The organism is Bacillus sp. JAS24-2 (genome assembly GCF_008274905.1).
Classification (GTDB): domain Bacteria; phylum Bacillota; class Bacilli; order Bacillales; family Bacillaceae_G; genus Bacillus_A; species Bacillus_A cereus.
This window is the reverse complement of record NZ_CP031068.1, coordinates 4,800,914-4,825,717: the sequence shown is the minus strand read 5'-3', so window position 1 is coordinate 4,825,717 and position 24,804 is coordinate 4,800,914. Positions and strand designations below refer to the sequence as shown.

Here is a 24,804-nt window from a genome sequence, read left to right as displayed (position 1 = left end):
GTACTTATACGAAGGGGAGTCTAAAGAGAAAATGAAGTCATTTAATATCGATCATGTTATAGCTAGTGTTTTGCAATGGATATTAAATATAGCCTTAATTATATTATCCATTGTGTTATCAATTTTCTTAGTGAATGAGACAATTACGTTCGTGCAGTATATTTTTTCGGCAAAAGAGTATACGTCTTATAAATTGGTTGAAAGTATCATCGTCTATTTCTTATACTTCGAGTTCATTGCATTAATTATTAAGTATTTTAAATCGAATTATCATTTCCCGTTACGCTATTTTATTTATATCGGAATTACGGCCTTAATTCGATTAATTATTGTGTCTCATGAGGAACCGATGGAGACGTTATTATACGCAGGAGCAATTCTTGTTTTAGTTATTGCTTTATACATATCAAATATGAGAGATTTGAGAAAAGAGTAGTAGTGCAGACATAAGTCAGCACTACTTTTTTACATCTTGACCTTCAAGTTGCTTGAAAGTTTACAATGAAATTAGGGCGTTTGAAATCGAAAAAAATTGAGAAATTAAGTGAAAAGGTTTCTTTTACTTGGAGGTTATAGGAATGAATCAGGAATTGAAGTTACGTCCATTAGAACGAGAAGATTTAAAGTTTGTACACGAACTGAATAATAATGCGCATATTATGTCGTATTGGTTTGAAGAGCCGTATGAGGCATTTGTGGAGCTGCAAGACTTATATGATAAACATATACATGATCAAAGCGAACGCCGATTTATCGTTGAGAAAGACAATGAAATGGTTGGATTAGTTGAGTTAGTAGAAATCGATTATATTCACCGTAGAACAGAATTCCAAATCATTATTGATCCGAATTATCAAGGATATGGTTATGCAGTGGATGCGACGCGTTTAGCAATGGATTACGCTTTTTCCGTACTAAATATGCATAAGATTTATTTAGTTGTGGATAAGGAAAATGAAAAGGCAGTACATGTTTATAAAAAAGTTGGGTTTATGGTAGAAGGTGAGCTTATCGATGAGTTTTTCGTTGATGGTAACTATCATAATGCAATAAGAATGTGTATGTTTCAGAAGCAATATTTTGAAAACAAATAGTTGAAAGATTCGGAAGTAATGTTGACGCTTCGTAAAACCGTATGCTAAAATCCTTTTTAAGTATTAAGGAAGGTGCATAATATGCTTTATATAAAATTTGTAAAACTCATTAGAAAACTTTGCTCCGCACAAATGTATACGGTGAAGCGTTGTACGGAGCTTAATCAAGGGGCATAAATCCCCTATATTCATCGGCTGAATAACTTTTCTAAAAAAGTATAGTTTATCTATGCTTATTTCGTTATGGTTTTTCAGCTGGTGTATAAAATAGATTAAGGGGCCATAGACAATGCTTTGTCTATGGCCCTTTGTGTATATTATTCCGATGAGTCTTTACTATAAATTGGAGTAGTATAGGAAAAACCACGAAGCAGAGGGCTAGTGTCGAATGACGCTATCTCTCTGCTTTTTTAATTTCAGGAAAAGAGGAATAAAAATGAGTTTACTTAAAGTTGAAAGTTTATCACATAGTTTTATAGATAAAGTATTATATGAAAATGCTTCTTTTGATTTGCATAAAGGGGAGCATATGGGAATTGTTGGACAGAATGGTGCAGGAAAAAGCACATTAATGAAAATATTGGTGGGGGAAATTATTCCTGATAAGGGAGACATAAAGTGGCAACCTAATATTCAAATTGGACATCTTGATCAATACGCAGAAATTGATGAGGGTTATACCATTTCACAATATTTAAAGAGAGCCTTTTATGATTTGTATGAAATGGAAAAGAGAATGAACAAGTTATATGAAGAAAGTGCGATGACTGGAGATGAAAATCAACTATTGAAAGCGGCAGAAATTCAAGGACTGCTCGAGGCTCGTGATTTTTATTCAGTAGATAGTATTACGAATAAGGTGGCAGCCGGTTTAGGTATTGATGTGATTGGGATGAATCGTGTGATTGGTGAATTAAGCGGAGGGCAGCGTGCAAAGGTAATTTTAGCGAAGCTCTTATTAGAAGAGCCTAATATTTTATTGCTAGATGAACCGACGAATTTTCTCGATAAGGAGCATGTGGAGTGGCTTGCTAATTATTTAATGAATTTTGAAGGAGGGTTTATTGTCGTATCACATGATTTTGATTTTCTGGAAAAGGTAACTTCTTGCATATGTGATGTAGAGTTCGGAACAGTTAAGAAGTATTACGGCAAATACTCAGATTTTGTAAGACAAAAGGAGCATTTGCGAAAAGATTATATTCGCCAATATTATGCACAGCAAAAGAAAATTGAAAAAACGGAAGAGTATATTCGTAGAAATATTGCTGGGGTGAATTCAAAAATAGCGCAAGGTCGTAGAAAACAATTACAGCGTATGGAAAGAATTGCGCCACCAAGTTTTACTCATAAACCGTCTATTCATTTTCAGGAACTTCCCATTTCAGTTCAGACAGTTCTTGAAGTAAATAATCTTGAAGTTGGTTACGACTTCGCTCTCTTACCAAAGTTGAATTTTTCAGTAATGGGTGGGCAAAAACTTGTCATTACAGGTTTCAATGGAGTAGGGAAATCTACTTTATTAAAAACAATCGTTGGAAATATTGCTAGTATTTCTGGAGAGTTTCACTTTTCAGAGCAAATAAAGATTGGATATTATGAGCAAGATTTAAATTGGAGCAATGATTCTTTAACGCCGCTTCAAATTATTTCAGAACAGTTTCCTAAACTGAATATGAAGGAAATACGCCATCATTTAGCTGCGTGTGGAGTGAAGGATACGCACGTTTCGCAAGAAATTCGTACGTTAAGTGGTGGTGAACAATCGAAGGTGAAACTGTGTGGATTATTACTATCACCTTGTAACTTCTTAATTTTAGATGAGCCGACAAATCATTTGGATGCAGAAGCGAAGGAAGCTTTGCAAAAGGCGTTAATTAAGTTTAAGGGCAGCATTATACTCGTATCTCACGAAGCAAGTTTTTATCTTGATTGGGCAGATAGCATCTTTCATATAGAGACGGGATTAGTTAAGGGGGTGTGAAACATATGAGTGAAAACAATTGGAAAACCAAAATTATATTATTTTTGACCGCTCAAACTATTTCGTTGTTCGGTTCCTCTCTCGTGCAATACGCGATTATATGGTATATCACCCTTACAACATCATCAGGAGTGATGTTGACTATTTCAACTGTTTGCGGTTTTCTACCACAAATTGCGATATCTTTGTTTGCAGGTGTTTGGATTGATCGTTATGACCGTAAAAAGATGATTATGTTATCGGATGGAATTATAGCGATTGCGACGTTAGTCTTAGCAATTTTATTTTTAACAGGATATAAAAGTATTTGGTTACTTTTTATTGTGTTACTCATTCGTTCAGCTGGAACAGGAGTACAAACGCCAGCTGTGAATGCATTAATTCCGCAAATCGTTCCGAAAGAGTATCTTATGAAAGTAAATGGAATAAATAGCAGTATTACATCTTTAATTATGTTTCTTTCTCCAGCAGCAAGTGCTGCGATTCTTTCTATTGCCAGCATTGAAACAACATTTTTTATTGATGTTATTACAGCTATGATTGGAATTAGTATTATGTTTGTCATTCATGTGGAAGGACATGTGAATGTAGAAAGTAAGCAAAAATCTAATCTACAAGGAATTAAAGAAGGGTTCACTTATTTAAAAGAAAATGTATTTATTAAAAGGCTAATCGTTTTATTGATTATCGTCATGATTTTAATAAGTCCAGCTGCTTTTTTAACACCTTTAATGGTAACTCGTTCTTTCGGGGCCGAAATGTGGAGACTTACTGCTAGTGAGATGACCTTTAGTGCGGGTGCGGCAGCTGGTGGCGTATTGATTGCAGCGTGGGGTGGTTTTCGTAATCGTATGCATACAACAGCGCTAGCTTGTGCATTATATGGACTGCTTATGATTGGACTCGGAATAGCACCGATATTTATTATGTATTTAGTCTTTAATTTTTTAATTGGTATAACAATGCCGTGCTTCAATACACCAGTTACTGTGTTATTGCAGGAGAAAGTAGAACCATCAATGCACGGACGGATGTTTAGCCTTGTACAAATTGCGAATTCATGCGCGCTTCCTTTAGGAATGATAATATTTGGTCCGTTGTCGGATATGTTTAGTGTAGAGATTTTGTTAATTTATGCTGGGATATTCGTGCTATTTTGCGCAATGTATATTGTATTAAGCAAGAGGTTTGAAGTGTAAATATTTATAATTTAGAAGGTTTGCGAAGTGATTTAAGATGCTTTGCAAACCTTTTTGTTGTTTGTTTAGTCAATAATTATTTATTGTTTAACAATAAATAATTATTGACTGTTAATTCTTTTTTAGATAATATGATGGTAAGAATCTAAGGGGAATTACATAAGTAGAGGAGAATGTGAAATGAAAAATAAATACGTAGTAGCTATTTCTTTCATGATTTTAGCGATTATTTCTTTAACGATACATGCTTCAAACAGTAAAGTAGGAGCGGATGGATTTCTTGAAGAACCTTTCTTTTTCCTAGTACCGATAAGTTATATATTGTTCCTTAGTGGTATTGGTATATTGCTATTTGGATTTATTACTTCAAAGCTGAAAAAGGGCAATAGATAGGGACAAAACACTCACTATGAAATAGAAACATACCATATGGAAGAAAAAGAATAAGTGAGATGAATCATGATGAATCATTATTTTTATAATGGTAGACAAGTAGGAGCTGCTATTACGCTGGCTGGGGCACAAGGGACAATTCATGCTGTGAATCAAGCTATTCAAATGCAGCAACAAGCATATTTTGCACAAATGATGCAAAGTCAGTATATGCCGTATTCACAACTTCCGATGCAAATTATACATTACGATGTACACCCAGCTGGTTTATTTTCCATTCCATATGGCGGGACATATTTCTTATGAAAAAAAGCGACTCAATAGAGTCGCTTTTTTATATTCCGCCTAACTTCATTCCAAGGAAGGCAAAGGCGATACCAATTATGTAAGTAGCACTTAAATATAAAAGGAAGATGTATAGTTTTTTACGATTGAGAAGCTGAACAGATTCTAATTTAAACGTAGAAAATGTAGTGAATGCGCCCATAAATCCAGTACCTAATAATAGTTGCCAGCCTGTAGTAACTCCGTTGCCAATTATATATCCAAGTAAAAATGCCCCTGTTATATTAATAAGGAATGTAGCAATTGGAAATTGTGTTTTAATTCTTTTTTTAAACCAATTGCTAATTGCAAATCGTGTAATCGCACCGAAAAATCCTCCTGTTGCGACTAATAAAGCTTCTATCATGAGTAATCACCTTCTGTAAGAGATTTCTTAATTAAGAAATCTCCAAGTGTATAGCCAAGGCCAGACATAATGAGGCCACCAAGTATGCTGCATGATACATATAAGAAGGCTATGCTCCACTCAGAATGATTGATCAATTGCACAGTTTCTACACTAAATGTTGAAAAAGTCGTAAAGGAACCGATGAATCCAGTTCCGATGCCTGTGATAACCTCTGAAGGTAAGATGTTTAGCCGAGCGATATAAGTAGTTAGCCACGCTAAGAAAAAGCAACCGATTAAGTTAATGAGTAATGTTGCCAATGGAAATGAATGATGCCAAAATGTGTTGATATTAAGACCTAAATAATAACGAGAAAGAGCTCCTAATATACCAGCAATGCCAACGATAATATAAATCAATTTTCTCACCTCTTTAAATAGCTTGCTCAAAAAAATAGACTCCTACCAGTATCCATACTGGTAGGAGTCATTAGCTAAGCAGCGTTTATGGCGAACTCCATCGCCTATGATTATTACATATAGTGTACTAAATATACCGTTTAATTTCCAGTGAGGAGGAGGGTGTAACTTTTCTTTTTTTGATGTCTGAAGGCTTTTTAAGTAATTAAAATGGGACCGATTACTTATCAACTAAATATAGTGATATATGGTTTTAATTATGATAAAATGTTTCTTATGTGTGTCGTTTTGTTTTATTTGACTGAAAATAAAGAAAAATAAATTTGCGTGAAAAGGAGTCATTTATTTGAAGAAATTTTTAAAAATCGTATTTACATGTGTTTTAGTAGTAGCGGGCATTGTAGGAGGATTTCTAGCTTATATGACACTTACTAAAGAACAGCCTGCTGATGTTATAAGCTTGAAGGTAGAGAATAATAAGGAGCGCGTATTAGCGACTGGAAATGAGTTTAAAGTTACAACATTTAATATTGGATATGCTGGGTTAGATAAGGATCAAGATTTCTTTATGGATGGTGGAAAGGGATCTGGTTCAAGTAGTAAAGAGCAAACGGAAACTAATTTAAAGAATATGCTTTCGTTTTTACAAAATGAGAATAGTGATTTTGCGCTATTACAAGAAGTTGATATAAAGTCACTTCGTTCATTTGATGTAAATGAACATGAATTTTTGAAAAAAGGATTACCTGATTATGTTTCGTCATTTGGCAAGAACTACGATACGAAATGGGTTCCAGTGCCAATAACAAATCCAATGGGATATGCGGAGGCTGGATTAAGTACGTTTTCTAAATACACTGTTCAAGAAGCGAAGAGGTTCCAGCTGCCTGGAATGGAGCCTTGGCCAAAGCGTTTGTTTGATTTAGATCGAGCAATTGTGGAATATAAAATTCCTGTTAATAATGGAAAACATGTTAGACTCGTAAATTTACATTTGTCTGCTTATGATGAAGGCGGGAAAATTAGAAAACAGCAAGTAGAGTATTTAAAAGAATATATGAACAAGCATTATGAAAATGGTGATTACGTAATAATGGGTGGAGATTGGAATCAATTGGTTTCGAACGCTCAATTAAGTGATCCGAAGTTCGTGAAAGAGCGTCCTGAGTGGTTAGTAGAGTTACCGAAGGACTTTACAGACGGTGGCTTTAAGTGGGCTGTAGATCCGTCTGTTATGACTGTAAGAGATGATGTAAAGAAATATGTAGAAGGTGAAAATTTCGTCACTATTATTGATGGCTTTATCGTTTCACCGAATGTAGAGATTGTAAATGTACAAGGGAAAGATTTAAAGTTTGAAAATAGCGATCATAACCCAGTAAGTGCGGTATTTAAACTGAAGTAATTGATATGTATAAGTAGAAGGTGGGGCTTCATATGGAGTGGTTAAAGAGGACTTGTTTTTCTAACCTTGAGAAAGAATCACAGAAAAATCATTTATTACTGTTTATAACGATTTGTAGTTTCTTCCTTGGGATAATCGCAATTGGGTATTATGGATATATTTTTACAGAGAGAGCCATAGCATTTTGGATTTGTGGTATTTCTGTCGTTGCATTTGGAACGCTTTTTACTTTTATAAAAAGTATGGAATCAGCGTATAAATATATCATGACATTTATGTTGCTTACAATGTCTTACATTATGGTACAAGCTTTTAATGAAAGCCCGGCTGTATTTCAAATGGTCTATTTTACATTAGCTGTTTCACTTATTTACTTAAGTGAGCGCCTCATTTTAATTCTTGGCGGGATAGCTGTTGTGATCACATTTATCCTTTGTAGCTATTGGCCGGAGCAATTTTTTGCTTATACAGCCTCGTCTGAAGCTGCTAATTTCGCAAGTTTGTTAGCGATTGTAACAATTGCTATGTGGGGCGTCACGAAAATCGGTTCTAATCTGCTCCTTCGTTTAAGTGATGAGAAGCAAGAAGTAATGAGAAAAGCTCAGGAGTTAGAAGAGACGCAAAGACTTATTGAAGAAACAGTTGTGAAACTAGATAGTAATTTCAATCATTTAAGACAAAATATGAACACGTCGATGGAATCGATGAGTGAAATTAATTTTGCCTTTGAAGAGGTGGCAGTTGGTACGCAATCACAATCAGAGATGATGTATCGTTCGGTAGAAGTATTGAATGATATGGAGGGAAATATTGAGCAAATCATCTCTCAAGTAAGAACTGCATCGGCTCATGTGGATGAAAGCTTAGAAATTTCAAAAGGTAGTGTACATACTCTAAGAAATTTTGAAACTAACATGAGAAGTTTAAATGATGTTGTTTCACAGTCTGGAATTATATTTAGAGATTTAATGATGCAATCGAAACAAATTAATGAAATTGTAGATGTAATAACGAATATTTCAAGTCAGACGAGTTTGCTAGCTTTAAATGCAAATATTGAAGCTGCGAGGGCAGGCGAGCATGGAAAAGGTTTTGCTATTGTAGCGAGTGAAGTGTTAAAGCTTGCTGAAGAATCAAATCGTTCTGCGGGAAGAATTCAAGGGATTTTGAAGGAGTTTAGTAATCAAGCAAGTAAGGTAGAAGTGCAAGTAGAGAAGTCAGAAAGAGTACAAGAAGAATGTAACGAGATGTTAGCAAGCGTTTTAACAAATGTAACTGATTTAGGGAAGTTTATTGATGCGATTAATGAAGTAATGCGAGAGGTTGTTGTTCAACAAGAAAGTTTCCAAGTTAAAACGACGAATATCGTAAAGGATGTTACGCATGCTTCTAACGTAATTCAGCAAACTTCTACAGCTACAGAAGAAGTGCTAGCGAGTGTGGAAGAAGAAAAACATCGAAATGATACGTCAGTGAAGACGTTACAAACTGTTAGCGAGCAAGTGAAGTTGTTAGAAGATATTTTAGAAAAGTAATATTGCTTGGAAAGAGCACGAATGATGTGCTCTTTTTTCATTGAAACGAATACTTGATAGGAATTTAATTGCTTTTCTGCGCGTTTTCTGCCAAGCTTAAGGAGATAAAGTGAGACTAGTACATACTTATTATTAGTCCTCACCAATCAAGCTATCCGCAAATAGCGGAATAAAATACTTCAAAGAAAGAATTATATAGGTGACGCATATGATCGAAGTTAAGACTTCTGAACTTAGTGATGGAGAATTTAATAGAGGTGTATTTGCAACTCGTGATATTAAAAAGGGTGAGTTGATACACGCAGCACCAGTTATCTCTTATCCGAATGAACAGCATGAACATATTGAGAAAACGTTACTTGCTGATTACGCATTTGAGTATGGAATCAATCATACGGCAATCCTTTTAGGATATGGTATGTTATTTAATCATTCATATACACCGAATGCAACGTATGACATCGTTTTTGAGAATCATACATTTAACTTCTATGCTTATAAAGATATAAAAGCAGGAGAAGAAATTTTAATCAATTATAATGGTGAAGTTGATAACGATGAGCTGTTATGGTTTGATAAAGAAAAAGAAGAGAACGAAAAGTAATATAAAGAGTATAGAAAGAGCACATTCTGTGGGATGTGCTCTTTTTTATTGATGTAAATAAAGTAAAAAGTACAAAAAAATACCACTTTCTTTTTGTGTGGTATAGTAAGATACTGAGGGATAGTGTTTTGAAAAAGTCATATATTTTACAAATTGTTGTCTTTCTGATGACATGTCAAGTTTAGTAGTCCATTTGGGTTGCTTTATTATGCAATATATATTTTAATATGAGTGGCACCTCTTATAAATTAAGAGGTTTATAGGTGTCTCGAATTGATTTTGGGTACACTGTATCCACCACTTTAGGTTCTTTCATGTACGTGGGGGTATTATGGGCCCGTATAACGGGATAAAATGAATATAGAAATAGAGGAATCGTAAAATGAATATGCAAGAGGTTTATAAATATTTAAGTACGGTATTGCCTGAAGGACATGTTAAACAAGATGAAATGTTAAAGAATCATACGCATATTAAGGTTGGCGGAAAAGCAGATGTTTTTGTTGCGCCTACAAATTATGACGAAATTCAAGAAGTTATTAAATATGCGAACGAATATAATATTCCAGTTACGTTTTTAGGAAATGGATCGAATGTCATTATTAAAGATGGTGGAATTCGCGGGATTACAGTAAGTTTAATTCATATTACAGGTGTTACTGTAACAGGAACGACGATTGTAGCACAGTGCGGTGCAGCAATTATTGACGTATCACGTATTGCCTTAGACCATAACTTAACGGGTCTTGAGTTTGCTTGTGGTATTCCAGGTTCAGTTGGCGGAGCATTATATATGAATGCTGGTGCATACGGCGGTGAAATTTCGTTTGTATTAACAGAAGCTGTCGTAATGACAGGTGATGGAGAGCTACGTACTTTGACGAAAGAAGCATTTGAATTTGGATATCGTAAGAGTGTATTTGCGAACAACCATTACATTATTCTTGAAGCGAGATTTGAACTTGAAGAAGGTGTACATGAAGAAATTAAAGCCAAAATGGATGATTTAACGTTTAAACGTGAGTCAAAACAGCCTCTAGAATATCCTTCATGTGGTAGCGTATTTAAGCGCCCACCAAATAACTTTGCTGGTAAGTTAATTCAAGACTCAGGACTACAAGGTAAGCGAATTGGTGGAGTAGAAGTTTCTTTAAAACACGCTGGATTTATGGTGAATGTTGATAACGGAACAGCACAAGATTACATCGATTTAATTCACTTCGTACAAAAGACAGTTGAAGAGAAATTTGGCGTGAAGTTGGAGCGAGAAGTAAGGATTATTGGAGAAGATAAAGAATAACGAAATACGTATGAAGATATGAATTATTTTAAAATAACATTTGGGTATTGTTGACAATTTGTTTTCAATTCAATATAATGGCTAATAATTTAACAAATAACATACGTTGAAAGAGCCCAGTAGCAGTTTGTCACTGTTAACGAGAGAGCTAGGGGTTGCTGGAACCTAGCACAAACAAACTTGCGAATTACACTCTGGAGTATCTTAGGTAATGCTAAGCGGACTAGCAATCGATATTATTGCTAAGAGTGGTATGAGTAGCTATGCTATTTATGCAAACTGGGTGGTAACACGGTGAATAATCGTCCCTATGTCTATCGTAGACATAGGGGCTTTTTTGTTTTTAAAAAATAAAGGGGATGACAAAAGATGAATATTATTGATGAATTAGAATGGCGCGGCGCCGTTAATCAGCAGACTGACGAAGAAGGCTTACGTAAGCTAGTAGAAGAGAAAAAGATTTCACTATACTGCGGAGTTGATCCAACTGGTGATAGTATGCATATCGGACATTTGATTCCGTTTATGATGATGAAGAGATTCCAATTAGCTGGCCATCATCCTGTTATTTTAATTGGCGGGGCAACAGGAACAATTGGTGATCCGAGTGGACGACAATCAGAGCGTCAGCTTCAAACGTTAGAAGTGGTTCAGCATAATGTAGATGCGTTAACAGCACAAATGAAAAAGCTATTTGATTTTGGTGGAAATAGCGAAGTGAAGATGGTAAATAACTATGATTGGACACATGAAATAAATATTATTGAGTTTTTACGTGATTACGGGAAAAACTTTAGCATCAATAGCATGTTAGCGAAGGATATTGTAGCAAGTCGTTTAGATACAGGTATTTCTTTCACAGAATTCACGTACCAAATTTTGCAAGCGATGGACTTCCATCATTTATACACGAAAGAGGATGTTCAACTTCAAATTGGTGGTAGTGACCAATGGGGAAATATTACGAGTGGTTTAGATTTAATTCGTAAGTTAGAAGGTCATGAGGCGAAAGTATTCGGATTAACGATTCCGTTATTATTAAAATCGGACGGTACGAAGTTTGGTAAATCAGCGGGTGGTGCGGTTTGGCTTGATCCTGAAAAAACGACACCGTTTGAATTTTACCAGTTCTGGGTAAATACAGATGACCGTGATGTAATTAAATACTTGAAATACTTTACGTTCTTAACGAAAGAGCGTATTGATGAATTAGCAGCGAAGGTAGAAACAGAGCCTCATAAACGTGAAGCGCAAAAAGTGTTAGCGGAAGAAATGACGAAATTTGTTCATGGAGAAGAGGCGTTCCTGCAAGCTGAGAAAATTACAGCAGCGTTATTTAGCGGAGATATTAAATCGTTAACAGCTGATGAAATTGAACAAGGCTTTAAAGAAATGCCAACATTCCAGGCTTCAAAAGAGACGAAAAACATCGTAGAGTGGCTAGTCGATTTAGGGATTGAACCGTCTAGACGACAAGCACGCGAGGACATTAATAATGGTGCGATTTCTATGAATGGTGAGAAAGTAACAGATGTGGGTACAGATGTTACTGTAGAAAATTCATTTGATGGAAGATTTATTATTATTCGTAAAGGGAAGAAGAACTACAGCCTTGTGAAATTAGGATAATAAGTAAGGCTGGAAAATATATCGGCGATTTTCGAAATATATCAGCGAAAATCCGAATATATCAGCGATTTTCCCAATATATCAATTTACCGACAAAAAGCGACAATAAGAGCTGTTCCGAACGGGACAGCTCTTATTATAAAAAGTCAGTATATTTAGATAAATTTAAAGGGTATATAATTTTTTTGACGAATAAATAAGTTAGAGAAAATTACGGATAAAAAATAGCCCGAACCATGCAGGGCATGATTCGGGCTTATATTCAGATTAGTAAGCTAAGCTGAATAGACCTTTAATGTGTGATAAGTAACGAACGTTACTTGCTTCTTTCATTAATGATGCTGGTAAGCCTTTAAGTGGAGTATTGCTTGCTCCAATTGTAGCAACCGCATCTTTACGTCCTAGACTAGCAAGTGTTCCAGAGTTTACAGGTGCGAACTCTTCTAATGCTTTGCCTTCTAGTGCTGCGTATAAGTTGTATCCAATTAACTCACCCATTTGCCAAGCGATTTGTGCAGTTGGTGGGTATGGACGTCCGTCTGGAGCGAAGACAACAGCGCTGTCTCCAGCAACGAATACGTCTTTGTGAGAAGTAGATTGTAGGTATGCATCAACTGTTGCACGTCCACGGTTAACTTCAAGACCTGATTCACCGATTAATGGGTTACCTTGTACGCCGCCTGTCCAAACGAATGTGTTAGCAACAAGTTTTTGACCGTCTTTTAAGTCGATTTCATTGCCAGCAACGTTTGTTACAGGAAGACCAGTTAAGAATGTAACACCGCGTGCTTCTAGGCTAGTAGTTGCACGTTCGATTAAGTGGTCTGGTAATACTGGAAGGATTTTTGGACCTGCTTCAACAAGAAGAAGTTTCACTTCTTTTGGATTTACGCCGTGGCTTTTTGCAAGTTTAGGCATAATGTCAGCAAGCTCACCAACTAGCTCAACGCCAGTTAATCCGCCACCACCGATTACGATTGTAGCATCAGCTTCGTTTTTCGTTTTCGCGTATTCACGAATACGGTCTTCAACGTGTTTGTAGATTTTGTTTGCATCAGCAGCAGATTTTAATACCATGCTGTTTTCTTCTAGTCCTGGAATACCGAAGTAAGCAGTTTTACTTCCTAAAGCAACTACAAGTGCATCGTAAGATAAAGTAGTGCCACCAGCTAGTTTGATTTCTTTGCTATCAACTGAGAATGACTCAACTGTTGCGATTTTAAGATCGATGTCTTTCCCTTTGAAAAGCTTTGTAAGTGGCATTGCAACTGCTTGCTCAGACACGTTACCAGCTGCAAGGCGGTGTAGTTCAGTGATGATTTGGTGTGTTGGGTATTGGTTAATCACTGTAACTTGTGCTTCTGATTTGCTGTAATATTTACGTACGTTTAAAGCGGCAAGAAGACCGCCATAACCAGCGCCTAAGATGACAATTTGTTTTGACATAGTATGATATCCCCCGTCTTTACTAATTGTTGTTATAAGTTAAATTATTTATTGTTACGTTCTGCACTAATTTGAAGATATGCGTTCACAAAGCGGAACATTTTTTGTGCTTGTGGATCTTTTAGTAATTTTAACAGACCGAATAGGCCGATAACTTCGTTGCTTTCTTCAGCACGATCTTTCGCTTCGATTGCAGTTGCAGCCATGCTTTTCACTGTATCTTTTACAGGTTCTACAAGCTCTGTAATTGCACCAACAGTGTCGCTTTTTAATACTTCATCAGTAGCAACAGTTTGAGCGAAGTCATAAGACTTAGTTAAAATGTTAACAAGCTCAGTTAATTTTGGAAGCTGTTCTACTAGTGTTGTTAATGATTCTTGTACCTCAGGTTTTAACAACTGATCAAGTACATCAAGTTGTCCTTGGCTAGCAGAAATTTGTACAGTTTCTTGTTCTGGCTTTGTTTGAGTCATAGTTTCTGGCATCTCCAATTCTCCTTTACGATAGCAATACTCTTATTTTTTATAAGTAAGATAGTAAACGTTTACGAAACTTTATACAAAGTTTCACAAAACACAATAAAATGCCTTTAAATTTATGACAGCAAGTAAGCTGCAAACATAAATCTAAAACCATAACGTCTTACTTATTATTTATGAACTGTCCGATACATGGCTTGTCCGCATAATGGAAAAGCTCCGTTACCGGAAAGTGTATATAATATATATCCTATATTATATACTATATACACCTATGTTAACATAAAAATGATTCCTAATTATTTGATATTAAGTGTATAACGTAGTGCTGACAAGGTATGAAAGCGTATAAAATATTTTGTTCCAGTTAGAAATGTATATACATATAAAGAAAAAAAGGAAAAAATGAACAAATTCATGTTCGTTTTTTCCTTTTTCCTATTATTCACCTTCTACAATTAGCATGGATGTGTTACCGCTTTTTTCAAGATGGCATTCGCCCCAAGTACAAAGAGAATCAAGAATGGACTCTAAAGACCAACCGTATTCTGTAAGTGAATATTCTACTTTTGGTGGTACTTGATTGTATACCTTTCTTTGAATAACCCCATCGTCTTCTAATTCACGTAATTGCTGAGTTAACATTTTTTGTGTAATCCCAGGCATTAAACGTTTTAGTTCACTCGTTCTTTTTGTGCCTTTCGTTAGATGACAAAGGATAACAACCTTCCATTTTCCACCGATAACCTCTAAAGTCGCTTCAACGGGAATATTGTATTTCTTCATATAAAAATCTCCTTTGATGAATGTAGATTTAAGTTCTCCAACAAAAGAAGCTAAATAATTAAATGTTACTAAAAAGTGCCTATAGCACTTTAAAGTACGTACTTTTTATCATGTTGAATATGTTCCATAATAGCATACGTAAGAGGGAAATGAGTAGTACGGTACTAAAAAGTGCCTATGTTACTTTTAGGTACCTATCGTACTTTTAAGTGCGTTCTTCAAAAAAAGAGTAAAGCCATTCATAATAGCGTATATCAACAGTAAAGTTATTTTTGTAGAAGATAAAAAGGCCTTTTTATCATACTATTATGATTGGATTTCTCGCATTAAGGAGGAGTTCAATTGAATTCATATACAGTATCTTCTTCGGTTATGCAGACGAATCGGAGAAGTATGTTTGCTTTATTAGCACTAGCAATTAGTGCGTTTGGAATTGGTACAACTGAATTTATTAGTGTCGGCTTATTACCATCTATCTCAGAGGATTTACATGTTTCTGTTACAACAGCGGGGTTAACTGTTTCTTTATATGCATTAGGAGTAGCGTTTGGTGCTCCAGTATTAACGTCATTAACAGCTAGTATGTCGCGAAAGACGTTATTAATGTGGATTATGATTATTTTCATTATTGGTAATGGAATTGCGGCGGTAGCAACAAGTTTTACTGTGTTACTTATTGCGAGGGTTGTATCTGCATTTGCGCATGGTGTTTTTATGTCAATTGGATCTACAATTGCGGCTGCGCTTGTACCTGAGAATAAACGTGCAAGTGCAATAGCATTTATGTTTACTGGTTTAACTGTTGCGACTATTACAGGTGTACCAATTGGAACATTTATCGGTCAACAATTTGGCTGGAGGGCCTCGTTTATTGTTATTGTGGCCATTGGAATCGTTGCTTTAATCGCCAATAGTATGCTAATTCCTTCTAATTTAAAAAAAGGTACGTCTGTATCATTTCGCGATCAATTTAAGCTGATTACGAATGGAAGACTGTTACTTGTATTTATTATTACTGCATTAGGATACGGGGGAACGTTCGTAACATTTACGTATTTATCTCCGTTATTACAAGAAGTAACAGGATTTAAAGCAAGTACCGTTACAATTATTTTGTTAGTATACGGAATTGCAATTGCGATTGGGAATATGGTCGGGGGAAAATTATCAAATCATAATCCGATTCGAGCGTTATTTTACATGTTCTTTATTCAAGCGATTGTATTATTTGTTTTAACATTTACAGCGCCATTTAAAGTCGCTGGATTCATCACAATTATTTTCATGGGACTATTCGCATTTATGAATGTTCCAGGGCTACAAGTGTATGTTGTTATATTAGCTGAGAGGTTTGTACCTAGCGCTGTTGATGTAGCATCGGCGATTAACATTGCAGCATTTAACGCAGGAATTGCTCTTGGTGCTTACTTGGGCGGTATTGTAACGAACTCGTTAGGATTAATTCATACGGCTTGGGTAGGTGGAATTATGGTAGTAGGTGCTGTTGTTTTAACTGCGTGGAGTATGACATTAGAAAAAAGAGATCAAGTAAAATAAAAGGAGAGAAAATAAAATGAAAAACTTACAAAGTAAAACAGTATTAAATAATGGTGTAGAAATGCCTTGGTTCGGTTTAGGTGTATTTAAAGTAGAGGATGGACCAGAACTTGTAGAAGCAGTGAAATCGGCGATTAAAGCAGGATACCGCAGCATTGATACAGCTGCAATTTACGGAAATGAAAAAGCTGTAGGTGAAGGAATTCGCGCGGGTATAAAAGAAGCAGGCATTTCTCGTGAAGATTTATTCATTACTTCAAAAGTGTGGAATTCGGATCAAGGATATGAAACGACACTTGCTGCATATGAAGAAAGCTTAAAAAAATTAGAGCTGGATTATTTAGATTTATACCTTGTTCATTGGCCTGTAGAAGGGAAATATAAAGATACGTGGAGAGCGTTAGAAACACTTTATAAAGAAAAACGCGTACGTGCAATTGGGGTAAGTAATTTCCAAATTCATCACTTACAAGATGTAATGAAAGATGCAGAAATTAAACCAATGATTAACCAAGTAGAATACCACCCTCGTTTAACACAAAAAGAATTACAAGCTTTCTGTAAAGAACAAGGTATTCAAATGGAAGCATGGTCACCACTTATGCAAGGTCAATTATTAGATAATGAAACATTACAAGAAATTGCTGAGAAACACGGTAAAACAACAGCGCAAGTTATTTTACGTTGGGATCTTCAAAATGGAGTAATCACTATTCCAAAATCAACGAAAGAACACCGCATTATTGCAAATGCCGATATATTTAATTTCGAATTAACGAAAGAAGATATGGAAAAAATCGATGCGTTAAATCAAAATCACCGCGTTGGTCCGGATCCTGATAACTTCGATTTCTAAGATTAAAGTAAGAAAGAAGAGTGCGTAAAAGCACTCTTTTTTTGTGCATAAAAATAGTTTCTAAATAAATACTACTTAGTATTAAGTTTGTGATAAGGGGCTGTAAACATGAATATAAAGCAATCGTTCAAGATTTTAGCTATGTTTTTAAGTGTTTTATTTGTGTTATTCCCGCTTCAAAAAGCATTTGCAGAAGTTATGGACCATACAAAGTATGAAATGAATTGGAGTTATAGTAAGTCAAAGAAGAAACCAATTCGAACAGAGCTTATTAAAACGGCAGATGGCAAAATTGCTTTTTGCTTAAATGTAGATTTGAAATCTCCAAGCGGTCAAGATTTACCGGAAATGGGGAAAGTGGATATTAACGTATACCGTGTACTATTGAATGGATATCCACAAAAGAGTCCACAAGAATTAGGTGTTTCTGATTGGAGAGAAGCACATTACGCAACGCAGCTTGCAGTGTGGAATGCGTTAAAACAAATCGATATTAATGATTTAGATTTCCGCAATAAAAATGTAGAGAAAGTAACGAAAGACATCGTTGCAAAAGCAAGCGCTAGTGAAGAGTTACAAGAAATTACGATGAGTGTAACTCCTACAGAAGAACAAGAAGCAGTATTAAAAAATGATTTCTTTGAAACAGGTTTATATACAGTAGAAACAAATGCAAAAAGCGGAACGTATAAAGTGCAAGCAACAGGTGCGCCAGCGGGCGTGAAATTTGCAAATGAAAAAGGCGAAACAAAAACAGAATTTAATGTAGGAGAAAAGTTCCGCATTTTAATTCCGAAACAAACACCAGCTGGTGGATTTAGCTTTAAAGTATCAGGAAATTTAACGAAATTACAAGGGATTGCGCATAAAGGTACATCGACTATTCAAAATGCAGTAGTATTACTTGAGCGTAGTGAAGAAAAAACAAGTCCAGAGTTAGCGGTAAGTTGGAAAAAGGCTGAGGCTCCAAATAAACCAAATAAGCCATATACTCCAAATGAACCGCATAAACCGAATCAAAAGAGATAATGAAAAAGCATTGGCGTATGCCAATGCTTTTTCATATGAATTCTTTAAAGGTATATCAAGATAATAATTAATCGAGTGAAACACTATTTTAACGTTTTAAAAAGTATTTGAAAATAATAAAATGTGACAAAATCTAAACGTTACAATAAATAGATTTTATTCACGAAATTGTAACATTATTCTAATTAGAGAGGCTATCAAACAAAGTGTAAAGCGTGTAAAATTCATTTGGAAAAACTACCTATAGATGGTCATATATGAAGAAAATGTAAGTTTTTATTGTTATTTTTATTTTTAGATGTATAGATGACAATACTGAAAAATATCTTTTACTATTCTCTTTTTTATGTAGCAAGAGAACTCATCACAAATAGAGAGAAGTGAGGAGGGCATATTACATATAAATTTTACAATGTAAGAAAGCGAATGCATGGAGAGAAATGCGGTAGTAATAGATACAGGTGCGCGAGGTGTTAGTCCATTCATTAAATTTTTTTATAGAAATAATAGGATTACTTATTAGATGAATATATAGGGTAGTTTATCTAAATAAAGGAACAGGGGACACAGATTATGTCGAAGAAAAAGACGAGTAGGGTATTAGTAGCTGGAATATGTATATCTACATTATTATCGCCAGTAGCTTTCGAAGCATCGAAAGGATATGCAGCACCTTTGGAAGAAAATAAAGGTGGGAAATTAGAAGAGGTAAAAGAGAATAATTTTGAGCAGAGAGTATTTCAGTTGCCGGGGAAAGGTAGCGTAGAAGAAGAAAATAATCGTTTAAGAGTTACTTGGAAACTTTCCGCTAATGAACCGACTGGAATTTATGCAGAGCCAAATGAAGAGATTACAATTGACATAAAAGGAACGCAGTCTATCCAAGCTTTTATTGGAACGAGATCTTATGATGAAAAGGACCCAGAGGAGTTTGATTTAAAACCAGGGAAAAATGTTATTTCATCTTCAAGAGGCGGTATTTTATATTTTTATAATATGAATAACGAAGGAGAAGTAACAGCTTCCGTTACAAATGGTGGTAGTCACTTTCCTTTATTTATTTTAGGTAAGCATACAAAAAAAGATTGGGATGAAATGTTAAAAAAATATAAGGATCCTTATGCAGTTGAATTAAAAGGTGAGAGAAGCTTAATTACTACTACTTACGATTCTGTGCAGAAATATATGAAGAATACGGATCCAACAGATTTAATGAAATTGCATGATAAGATTATCCGTTTAGAAAACGCGGTGGCAGGGTTATCTGAGGACAGTGTTGGGTTTGCAAAATCTCCAACTCATTATGTTCAGTTTGTTGAAAAACGGAAGCCTGCTAAAGGGGACTTTATGTTTGCAAAACATTATCATACAGGATATATTCCAACTGCAATGAATAGAGTTTTAGATATAGAGGTACTTGAGAAGGATGGATGGGGACCGTGGCATGAAGTTGGTCATTTACATCAGCAAGAACCGTGGAAGTGGTCTAAAGTAAGGGAAGTAACAGTAAATATTTACTCATTAGCTGTTCAAAAGGCGTTAGGGAATCAATTAGAAATGGATGAGCACTATAAAAACTCATTTGAGTATTTAGAGAAGCCTAAAGCAGAAAGATTCATTGATGACATTAATCCTCTTACAATGTTTTGGCAATTAAATGTAGTGTATGGAGAACATTTTTATCCTAGGTTACATCAAGCTTATCGTTTGTTACCTCAGAGTGAAATGCCTCATTCTGATGAAGAGAAAAAGCAGCTATTTATTTATATGACATCGCAAGTGGCAGGGCAAAATTTAATTCCTTTCTTTGAGGAATGGGGATTAACACCAAATGATGATATTAGAGAGAAAATAGAAAAATCAAAGTTACCTAAATTAGAAAAGGAAATCTGGAAAGCTACAGATAGTAATGATATTCGTGAGAAGCAAGTTGAACCGTATAAGGTTCCATATGGTGAACCTGCTAATGAAGTACAAAATCTTTTAGTTGGTACAGATTCTGACGAGAATGAAGCAAGTAAACTTGTTCGAAATTTAGGTGAGAATGTAAAAGTAACAGGAAAGATTGTATGGCCTAAACTAGAGAATGGTAAACAGGAAGTGTTAGTAGAAATTGGGGATGAGAAAAGAAATAAAAATTCAATTCCTGTCCAAGTTAACGGATTTTATGATGACAGTATAGTTTTTCAAGGACTTTCAGATGATGTAATGTCGACAGTGACACTTCACCACAATAAGAAGAAATTAAATGTAAACTTTACTAATAATGAAATACATTACCGTTTTGAAAAAGAAGAATATATGGGCTTAACGCTATATGATCGAAATGGGATTGAAAAGAAACGTGTATCTGCAGAAGGACAAGAAACGGGAAAAAGATTTGCGATGGAACTAAATGAATTGGATTTTGAATATGGTGATGTAGTAAAAGTATTCCATGCAGAACCGGATCGTCTGAAGTGGTACCAAAATAATACACTTGTAGATCAAGGGAAGGCTAAAAATAAAAAAGAGAAATTATTCCAAATCACTGAGCAAGGGTTCGAATTAAAAGATAGTTTACAAGAAGTGACGGCGAAACCGCAAAAAGTAGTAGTCGGAATGGATGTAGACAAACTAGATCCGAAAGAATTTGTACAAGTAAAAGATGGAGAAGTGGTTGGTTTTGCAGAAAAACCAAATACATCAAAAATCGGAGAACAAAAAGTAAAAGTAGAAACGAAAGATCGATTTGGAAATAAGAAAGTGACAGAAGTTCCTCTAATAGTAACATATGGAGATAGCCTACTTGTATATGGGCTAAGCTATAGAGATGGTGACTTAAAATCAATTGTAACTTTGCATCATGATACGAAAAAACTGAGTGCGACAGATACAAAGAACCTAATTCATGATTACTTTAAAGATGAAAAGTATTTTGAATTCACATTGTACGATAAAGAAGGAAGAGTGAAGAAAAATATAGCAGTAAAAGGTTTAGAGAATACGCAAGAATTTGCTAAGGAAGTAAATGGAATTGCATTTGAGTATGGAGATGTAGTGAAAGTATATCATGCGGAATCTTCTCGTTTACATTGGTATCAAAAAGATGTATATGTGGGCGAAGGAAAAAGTAAAGAGATAAAGGAATTAGTCTTCAAAATAACTGAAAATGGATTTGAAAGATTAGACGGTGAGCAAACAGTAAAAGCAAATCCGCAGCAAGTAGTAATCGGAACAAATAGCGAAACGCTAGACGCGAAGAACTTTGTTGAAGTACAGGGTGGAGAAGTAGTAGGTTTTGTAGGGGAAATAGATACGACAAAAATTGGTCAGCAAAAAGTGAAAGTAGAAACGAAAGATCGATTTGGAAATAAGAAAGTGACGGAAGTTCCTGTAGAAGTGACATATGGGGATAGTCTAGTCTATCAAGGTGTGTCCGATGTTACACGTTCAATTATTACGTTAAACCACGCTGAAAAGAAATTACATGCAACATTTACAAATGATGAGATTCATTATCGCTTTGTAAATGAACAGTATATAGGCCTTACGATTTATGATCAAAATGGAACTGAGAAAAAGCATGTAACCGCAGAAGGACAAGAAACTTCGCAGAATTTTGCAGAACAAGTAAATGGTATGGCGTTCGAGTATGGTGACGTATTGAAAGTGTATCATGCCGAGTCAGATCGTTTAAGTTGGTATAAAAAGAGTGAGTTAGTTGGAAAAGGAGATAAGAAAAAGTTTAAAGAAATTTCCTTTAAGGTTACTCCAAATGGTTTAGAACAAGTGTAATAATAAAAAAAGCTCGTAAAACATTATGTTTTACGAGCTTTTTCTATTATTCAGCTTCAGAAACTACTGTGAAGCGTTCGTTTACATGTTTTGGGTTTTCAATCTCATCAAGTGCTGCAACTGCGAAGTCTTCGTAACTTACGTAGCTATCACCTTTTGAGTTAACAAGAAGATTGTCTTTGCCAGCTTTGTAAGAACCAGTGCGTTTTCCTAATGCGAATAGTGCAGAAGGGCTGATGAATGTCCAAGTGATATCATTTGTTTGTTGTAAAATTTCTAAGTTTTTACCTTGGTTTTGAGCTGTTGCAAGATATTCTTTCGGGAAACCTGGTGTCTCAAATACACGTGTTGTTTTCTCTTCGTCTACAAATAAGCTTCCAGCGCCTCCAACTACAAGTAATTTTGTATTTGGTGCACCTTTCATAGCTTCAATAAGTACGTTTCCTGCATCTACGTGAAGGTGTTCTTCGCCTGCTGGAGCACCGAATGCATTTACAACTACGTCAAATGCCTGCAGGTCGTTAGATGTAAGAGAGAATACATCTTTCTCTAAAACTTTTACGTTTTCTTCTGTAATTTTTGCAGCGTTTCTTACGATTGCAGTTACTTCATGTCCGCGATCCAATGCTTCTTTTAAAATACGACTTCCTGCTTTACCAGTTGCTCCGATAATTCCGATTTTCATAATAAATCCCTCCAAAGTGTTTTGTTAAAGTGTATATCTGAAAGTAAATGAATTTGTTGTAATTAGGTTTGTTACAACCTGTTGTAATCATTATAGTTACAGGTTGGTATTTTTGTCAATAGGGTTGTTTGTGAATTTATTTTTTGTTTTAGTATGCACAGTTAGAGGGAGGGTAGTCAGTCATAAAGATATTGTTACTGTGAACCTGGCTAATATTTGGAAATTGCAAATTGTCGAAAAATGTTGATTTTTGAATGTTTTTTAAATATAATTCGTTTTATGGAGAAAAGGAGGGGTTAATTGTATGAATATTTTAGAGCAATTTATTTCATCAACAAATACAATTCTTTGGTCATATATTCTTATTGCAATGTTAATTGGTTTAGGTCTTTATTTTTCTATTAAATTGAAATTCGTACAAATTACTCATTTAGGGGAAATGGTTCGTTTAATGAGTGATGGACTAACTGGAAAGACACGTAAAAAGGGCAGCGTATCATCGTTCCAAGCATTTTGTATGAGTTCTGCAGCTCGTATTGGTATCGGGAACTTAGCTGGTGTAGCGTTAGCTATTTCTATGGGAGGACCTGGAGCTGTATTTTGGATGTGGGTTATTGCGATTATCGGGGCTTCTTCAAGTTTCGTAGAAAGTACGCTTGCACAAATTTATAAAATAAAAGATGGCAGTGGCTTCCGTGGTGGTCCTGCTTATTATATGGAAAAAGGTTTAAATAAACGTTGGATGGGGATTTGGTTCTCTATTCTGATTACAATTAGTTACGGTTTAATTTTCAACTCAGTACAAGCAAACACAGTTACATTAGCGTTTAAAAATGCATTTGGTATTGAGCGTTACGTTGTTGGGATTGTATTAGCAGTATTAGTTGCGGTTATTATTTTTGGTGGTGTAAAAAGTATTGCACGTATGTCGGAAATGATTGTTCCGCCAATGGCAATTCTTTATATTGCGGTAGCGATTTTCGTTGTTATTAAAAACTTCTATTTACTACCAGATGTGTTTACAGAAATCTTTAAAGGTGCATTTGGTTTAGATTCAGCTGTAGGCGGTGGTATCGGTGCTGCGATGAAATATGGTATTCAGCGCGGATTATTTGCGAACGAAGCAGGTATGGGTAGTGCGCCGAACGCGGCAGCAACAGCTGATGTAACGCATCCAGCCAAACAAGGTTTTATTCAAACAATCGGGGTTTTAGTAGATACATTCTTAGTATGTACATCAACAGCATTTATCGTACTATGTTCTGGTGCATATAAAGCAACGAATTTAGAAGGTATTGAACTAACACAAAATGCATTAAGTTCACAAATTGGCCCGTGGGCGAGCAGTTTCTTAGCGATTATTATTTTCTTATTCGCTTTCAGTTCACTTCTAGGAAACTACTACTATGGTGAAACAAATATTGAATTTATTAAGCAAAGTAAAACGTGGTTAACAATTTACCGTATTGCGGTAGTTGGAATGGTATTATTCGGTTCTGTTGCGACGCTTCAAGTTGTATGGAATATGGCAGACTTATTTATGGGTCTAATGGTAATAACGAACTTAATTGCGATTACACTTCTTGGCCGATTTGCGTACGCGGCATTAACAGACTATGTAAGGCAAAAGAAACAAGGGGAAGATCCAGTCTTCAGTGCAGATTCTATTCCTGGTTTAACGAATACAGAGTGCTGGGATAAGCCAGTGGTAACAGATAAAGAAAAAGCAGTGTAATTGAAAAGGCGAGCATCGAGGTAAATTTGATGCTCGCCTTTTTTGTTGTAGTAAATGATGAAAAGGGTGAGGGGTAATTATTAATATAACTTTTTTGTTTGTTCCTCTCGTTATTTGTGGGGAACGTACTGTTTTAAAAGTATGGCTGGGCGAAGAGGATAAGAGATTGAGTATTGGATAAATGCATGTAATAGCTATATTTTTATGAAAAAAACACGT

Annotated in this window: 22 protein-coding genes, 1 riboswitch and 1 other annotated feature; of the genes, 16 read left to right on the top strand and 6 right to left on the bottom strand. The window is 35.3% G+C overall.

Annotation, left to right across the window (positions count from 1 at the left end; all coding sequences use genetic code 11):
- Nucleotides 1-31: 31 nt before the first annotated feature.
- The 6 genes from psiE to DN407_RS25145 all read left to right on the top strand — a co-directional run bounded on the left by psiE (nucleotide 32) and on the right by DN407_RS25145 (nucleotide 4,976).
- Nucleotides 32-436: a phosphate-starvation-inducible protein PsiE gene (gene psiE / locus DN407_RS25170; RefSeq protein ID WP_000834708.1), complete on the top strand. Its 405-nt coding sequence runs from the start codon at nucleotides 32-34 to the stop codon at nucleotides 434-436.
- 142 nt (nucleotides 437-578) lie between these two features.
- Nucleotides 579-1,094 carry a spermidine N1-acetyltransferase gene (gene speG, locus DN407_RS25165; RefSeq protein WP_001071092.1) on the top strand — a complete coding sequence of 172 codons (516 nt, stop codon included), beginning with the start codon at nucleotides 579-581 and terminating at the stop codon, nucleotides 1,092-1,094.
- 436 nt (nucleotides 1,095-1,530) lie between these two features.
- Nucleotides 1,531-3,078 carry an ABC-F family ATP-binding cassette domain-containing protein gene (locus DN407_RS25160; RefSeq protein WP_098869925.1) on the top strand — a complete coding sequence of 516 codons (1,548 nt, stop codon included), beginning with the start codon at nucleotides 1,531-1,533 and terminating at the stop codon, nucleotides 3,076-3,078.
- A 5-nt stretch (nucleotides 3,079-3,083) separates the two neighbouring features.
- Nucleotides 3,084-4,277, top strand: coding sequence for an MFS transporter (locus DN407_RS25155; RefSeq protein ID WP_001293750.1), 1,194 nt, complete (start codon nucleotides 3,084-3,086; stop codon nucleotides 4,275-4,277).
- 180 nt (nucleotides 4,278-4,457) lie between these two features.
- Nucleotides 4,458-4,670, top strand: coding sequence for a DUF3955 domain-containing protein (locus DN407_RS25150; RefSeq protein WP_000792610.1), 213 nt, complete (start codon nucleotides 4,458-4,460; stop codon nucleotides 4,668-4,670).
- A 66-nt stretch (nucleotides 4,671-4,736) separates the two neighbouring features.
- The gene (locus tag DN407_RS25145) at nucleotides 4,737-4,976 is read left to right on the top strand and encodes a DUF3947 family protein (RefSeq protein WP_000980955.1); all 240 of its coding nucleotides are present in this window, start codon (nucleotides 4,737-4,739) and stop codon (nucleotides 4,974-4,976) included.
- Between the two features lie 28 nt (nucleotides 4,977-5,004).
- Here the strand turns inward: DN407_RS25145 and crcB (DN407_RS25140) are convergent, their stop codons facing one another.
- Together crcB (DN407_RS25140) and crcB (DN407_RS25135) are read right to left on the bottom strand one after the other, a co-directional pair.
- Complete coding sequence (gene crcB, locus DN407_RS25140; protein ID WP_000568572.1) at nucleotides 5,005-5,361, bottom strand: fluoride efflux transporter CrcB; 357 nt, start codon at nucleotides 5,359-5,361, stop codon at nucleotides 5,005-5,007.
- A complete protein-coding gene (crcB, locus tag DN407_RS25135) occupies nucleotides 5,358-5,762 on the bottom strand; it encodes a fluoride efflux transporter CrcB (protein WP_000639312.1) in 405 nt (134 codons plus the stop codon). The genes crcB (DN407_RS25140) and crcB (DN407_RS25135) overlap by 4 nt, the downstream gene beginning before the upstream one ends.
- A gap of 54 nt (nucleotides 5,763-5,816) precedes the next feature.
- A riboswitch (Fluoride riboswitch) is annotated at nucleotides 5,817-5,876 on the bottom strand.
- 232 nt (nucleotides 5,877-6,108) lie between these two features.
- Between crcB (DN407_RS25135) and DN407_RS25130 the strand changes: the two genes are divergently transcribed.
- From DN407_RS25130 to tyrS, 5 genes are all read left to right on the top strand, one after another.
- Nucleotides 6,109-7,167 (top strand): endonuclease/exonuclease/phosphatase family protein, encoded by a 1,059-nt coding sequence (locus tag DN407_RS25130; protein WP_000714051.1) that lies wholly within the window; start codon nucleotides 6,109-6,111, stop codon nucleotides 7,165-7,167.
- A 32-nt stretch (nucleotides 7,168-7,199) separates the two neighbouring features.
- Nucleotides 7,200-8,702, top strand: a complete 1,503-nt coding sequence (locus DN407_RS25125; protein ID WP_087875929.1) for a DUF4077 domain-containing protein — start codon at nucleotides 7,200-7,202, stop codon at nucleotides 8,700-8,702.
- A 208-nt stretch (nucleotides 8,703-8,910) separates the two neighbouring features.
- Entirely contained in the window at nucleotides 8,911-9,306 is a 396-nt protein-coding gene (locus DN407_RS25120; protein WP_000573649.1) for an SET domain-containing protein, read from the top strand.
- A gap of 382 nt (nucleotides 9,307-9,688) precedes the next feature.
- Nucleotides 9,689-10,606, top strand: coding sequence for a UDP-N-acetylmuramate dehydrogenase (murB, locus tag DN407_RS25115; RefSeq protein ID WP_001057102.1), 918 nt, complete (start codon nucleotides 9,689-9,691; stop codon nucleotides 10,604-10,606).
- Nucleotides 10,607-10,703: 97 nt separating this feature from the next.
- Nucleotides 10,704-10,919: a binding site (T-box leader), on the top strand.
- A gap of 56 nt (nucleotides 10,920-10,975) precedes the next feature.
- The gene (tyrS, locus tag DN407_RS25110) at nucleotides 10,976-12,235 is read left to right on the top strand and encodes a tyrosine--tRNA ligase (RefSeq protein ID WP_001021092.1); all 1,260 of its coding nucleotides are present in this window, start codon (nucleotides 10,976-10,978) and stop codon (nucleotides 12,233-12,235) included.
- A gap of 267 nt (nucleotides 12,236-12,502) precedes the next feature.
- Here the strand turns inward: tyrS and DN407_RS25105 are convergent, their stop codons facing one another.
- The 3 genes from DN407_RS25105 to DN407_RS25095 all read right to left on the bottom strand — a co-directional run bounded on the left by DN407_RS25105 (nucleotide 12,503) and on the right by DN407_RS25095 (nucleotide 14,946).
- Nucleotides 12,503-13,681: an NAD(P)/FAD-dependent oxidoreductase gene (locus DN407_RS25105; RefSeq protein WP_000043203.1), complete on the bottom strand. Its 1,179-nt coding sequence runs from the start codon at nucleotides 13,679-13,681 to the stop codon at nucleotides 12,503-12,505.
- A 44-nt stretch (nucleotides 13,682-13,725) separates the two neighbouring features.
- Nucleotides 13,726-14,166, bottom strand: a complete 441-nt coding sequence (locus DN407_RS25100; protein WP_001115311.1) for a DUF1641 domain-containing protein — start codon at nucleotides 14,164-14,166, stop codon at nucleotides 13,726-13,728.
- A 435-nt stretch (nucleotides 14,167-14,601) separates the two neighbouring features.
- A complete protein-coding gene (locus DN407_RS25095; protein WP_000760475.1) occupies nucleotides 14,602-14,946 on the bottom strand; it encodes a winged helix-turn-helix transcriptional regulator in 345 nt (114 codons plus the stop codon).
- Nucleotides 14,947-15,318: 372 nt separating this feature from the next.
- On the opposite strand from DN407_RS25095, the gene DN407_RS25090 reads away from it, so the two are divergent.
- The 4 genes from DN407_RS25090 to DN407_RS25075 all read left to right on the top strand — a co-directional run bounded on the left by DN407_RS25090 (nucleotide 15,319) and on the right by DN407_RS25075 (nucleotide 22,165).
- Nucleotides 15,319-16,503, top strand: coding sequence for an MFS transporter (locus tag DN407_RS25090; protein ID WP_162840098.1), 1,185 nt, complete (start codon nucleotides 15,319-15,321; stop codon nucleotides 16,501-16,503).
- A 16-nt stretch (nucleotides 16,504-16,519) separates the two neighbouring features.
- Nucleotides 16,520-17,359, top strand: a complete 840-nt coding sequence (locus DN407_RS25085) for an aldo/keto reductase (RefSeq protein WP_000793550.1) — start codon at nucleotides 16,520-16,522, stop codon at nucleotides 17,357-17,359.
- A gap of 108 nt (nucleotides 17,360-17,467) precedes the next feature.
- Nucleotides 17,468-18,388, top strand: coding sequence for a thioester domain-containing protein (locus DN407_RS25080; RefSeq protein WP_001022515.1), 921 nt, complete (start codon nucleotides 17,468-17,470; stop codon nucleotides 18,386-18,388).
- Nucleotides 18,389-18,961: 573 nt separating this feature from the next.
- Nucleotides 18,962-22,165, top strand: a complete 3,204-nt coding sequence (locus tag DN407_RS25075; protein WP_139894706.1) for a putative mucin/carbohydrate-binding domain-containing protein — start codon at nucleotides 18,962-18,964, stop codon at nucleotides 22,163-22,165.
- A gap of 46 nt (nucleotides 22,166-22,211) precedes the next feature.
- Here the strand turns inward: DN407_RS25075 and DN407_RS25070 are convergent, their stop codons facing one another.
- Entirely contained in the window at nucleotides 22,212-22,850 is a 639-nt protein-coding gene (locus tag DN407_RS25070; protein ID WP_000689896.1) for an NAD(P)-dependent oxidoreductase, read from the bottom strand.
- A gap of 304 nt (nucleotides 22,851-23,154) precedes the next feature.
- Here DN407_RS25070 and DN407_RS25065 point away from each other — a divergent pair, with 304 nt between their 5' ends.
- The gene (locus DN407_RS25065; RefSeq protein WP_149216691.1) at nucleotides 23,155-24,585 is read left to right on the top strand and encodes an alanine/glycine:cation symporter family protein; all 1,431 of its coding nucleotides are present in this window, start codon (nucleotides 23,155-23,157) and stop codon (nucleotides 24,583-24,585) included.
- Nucleotides 24,586-24,804: the final 219 nt, after the last annotated feature.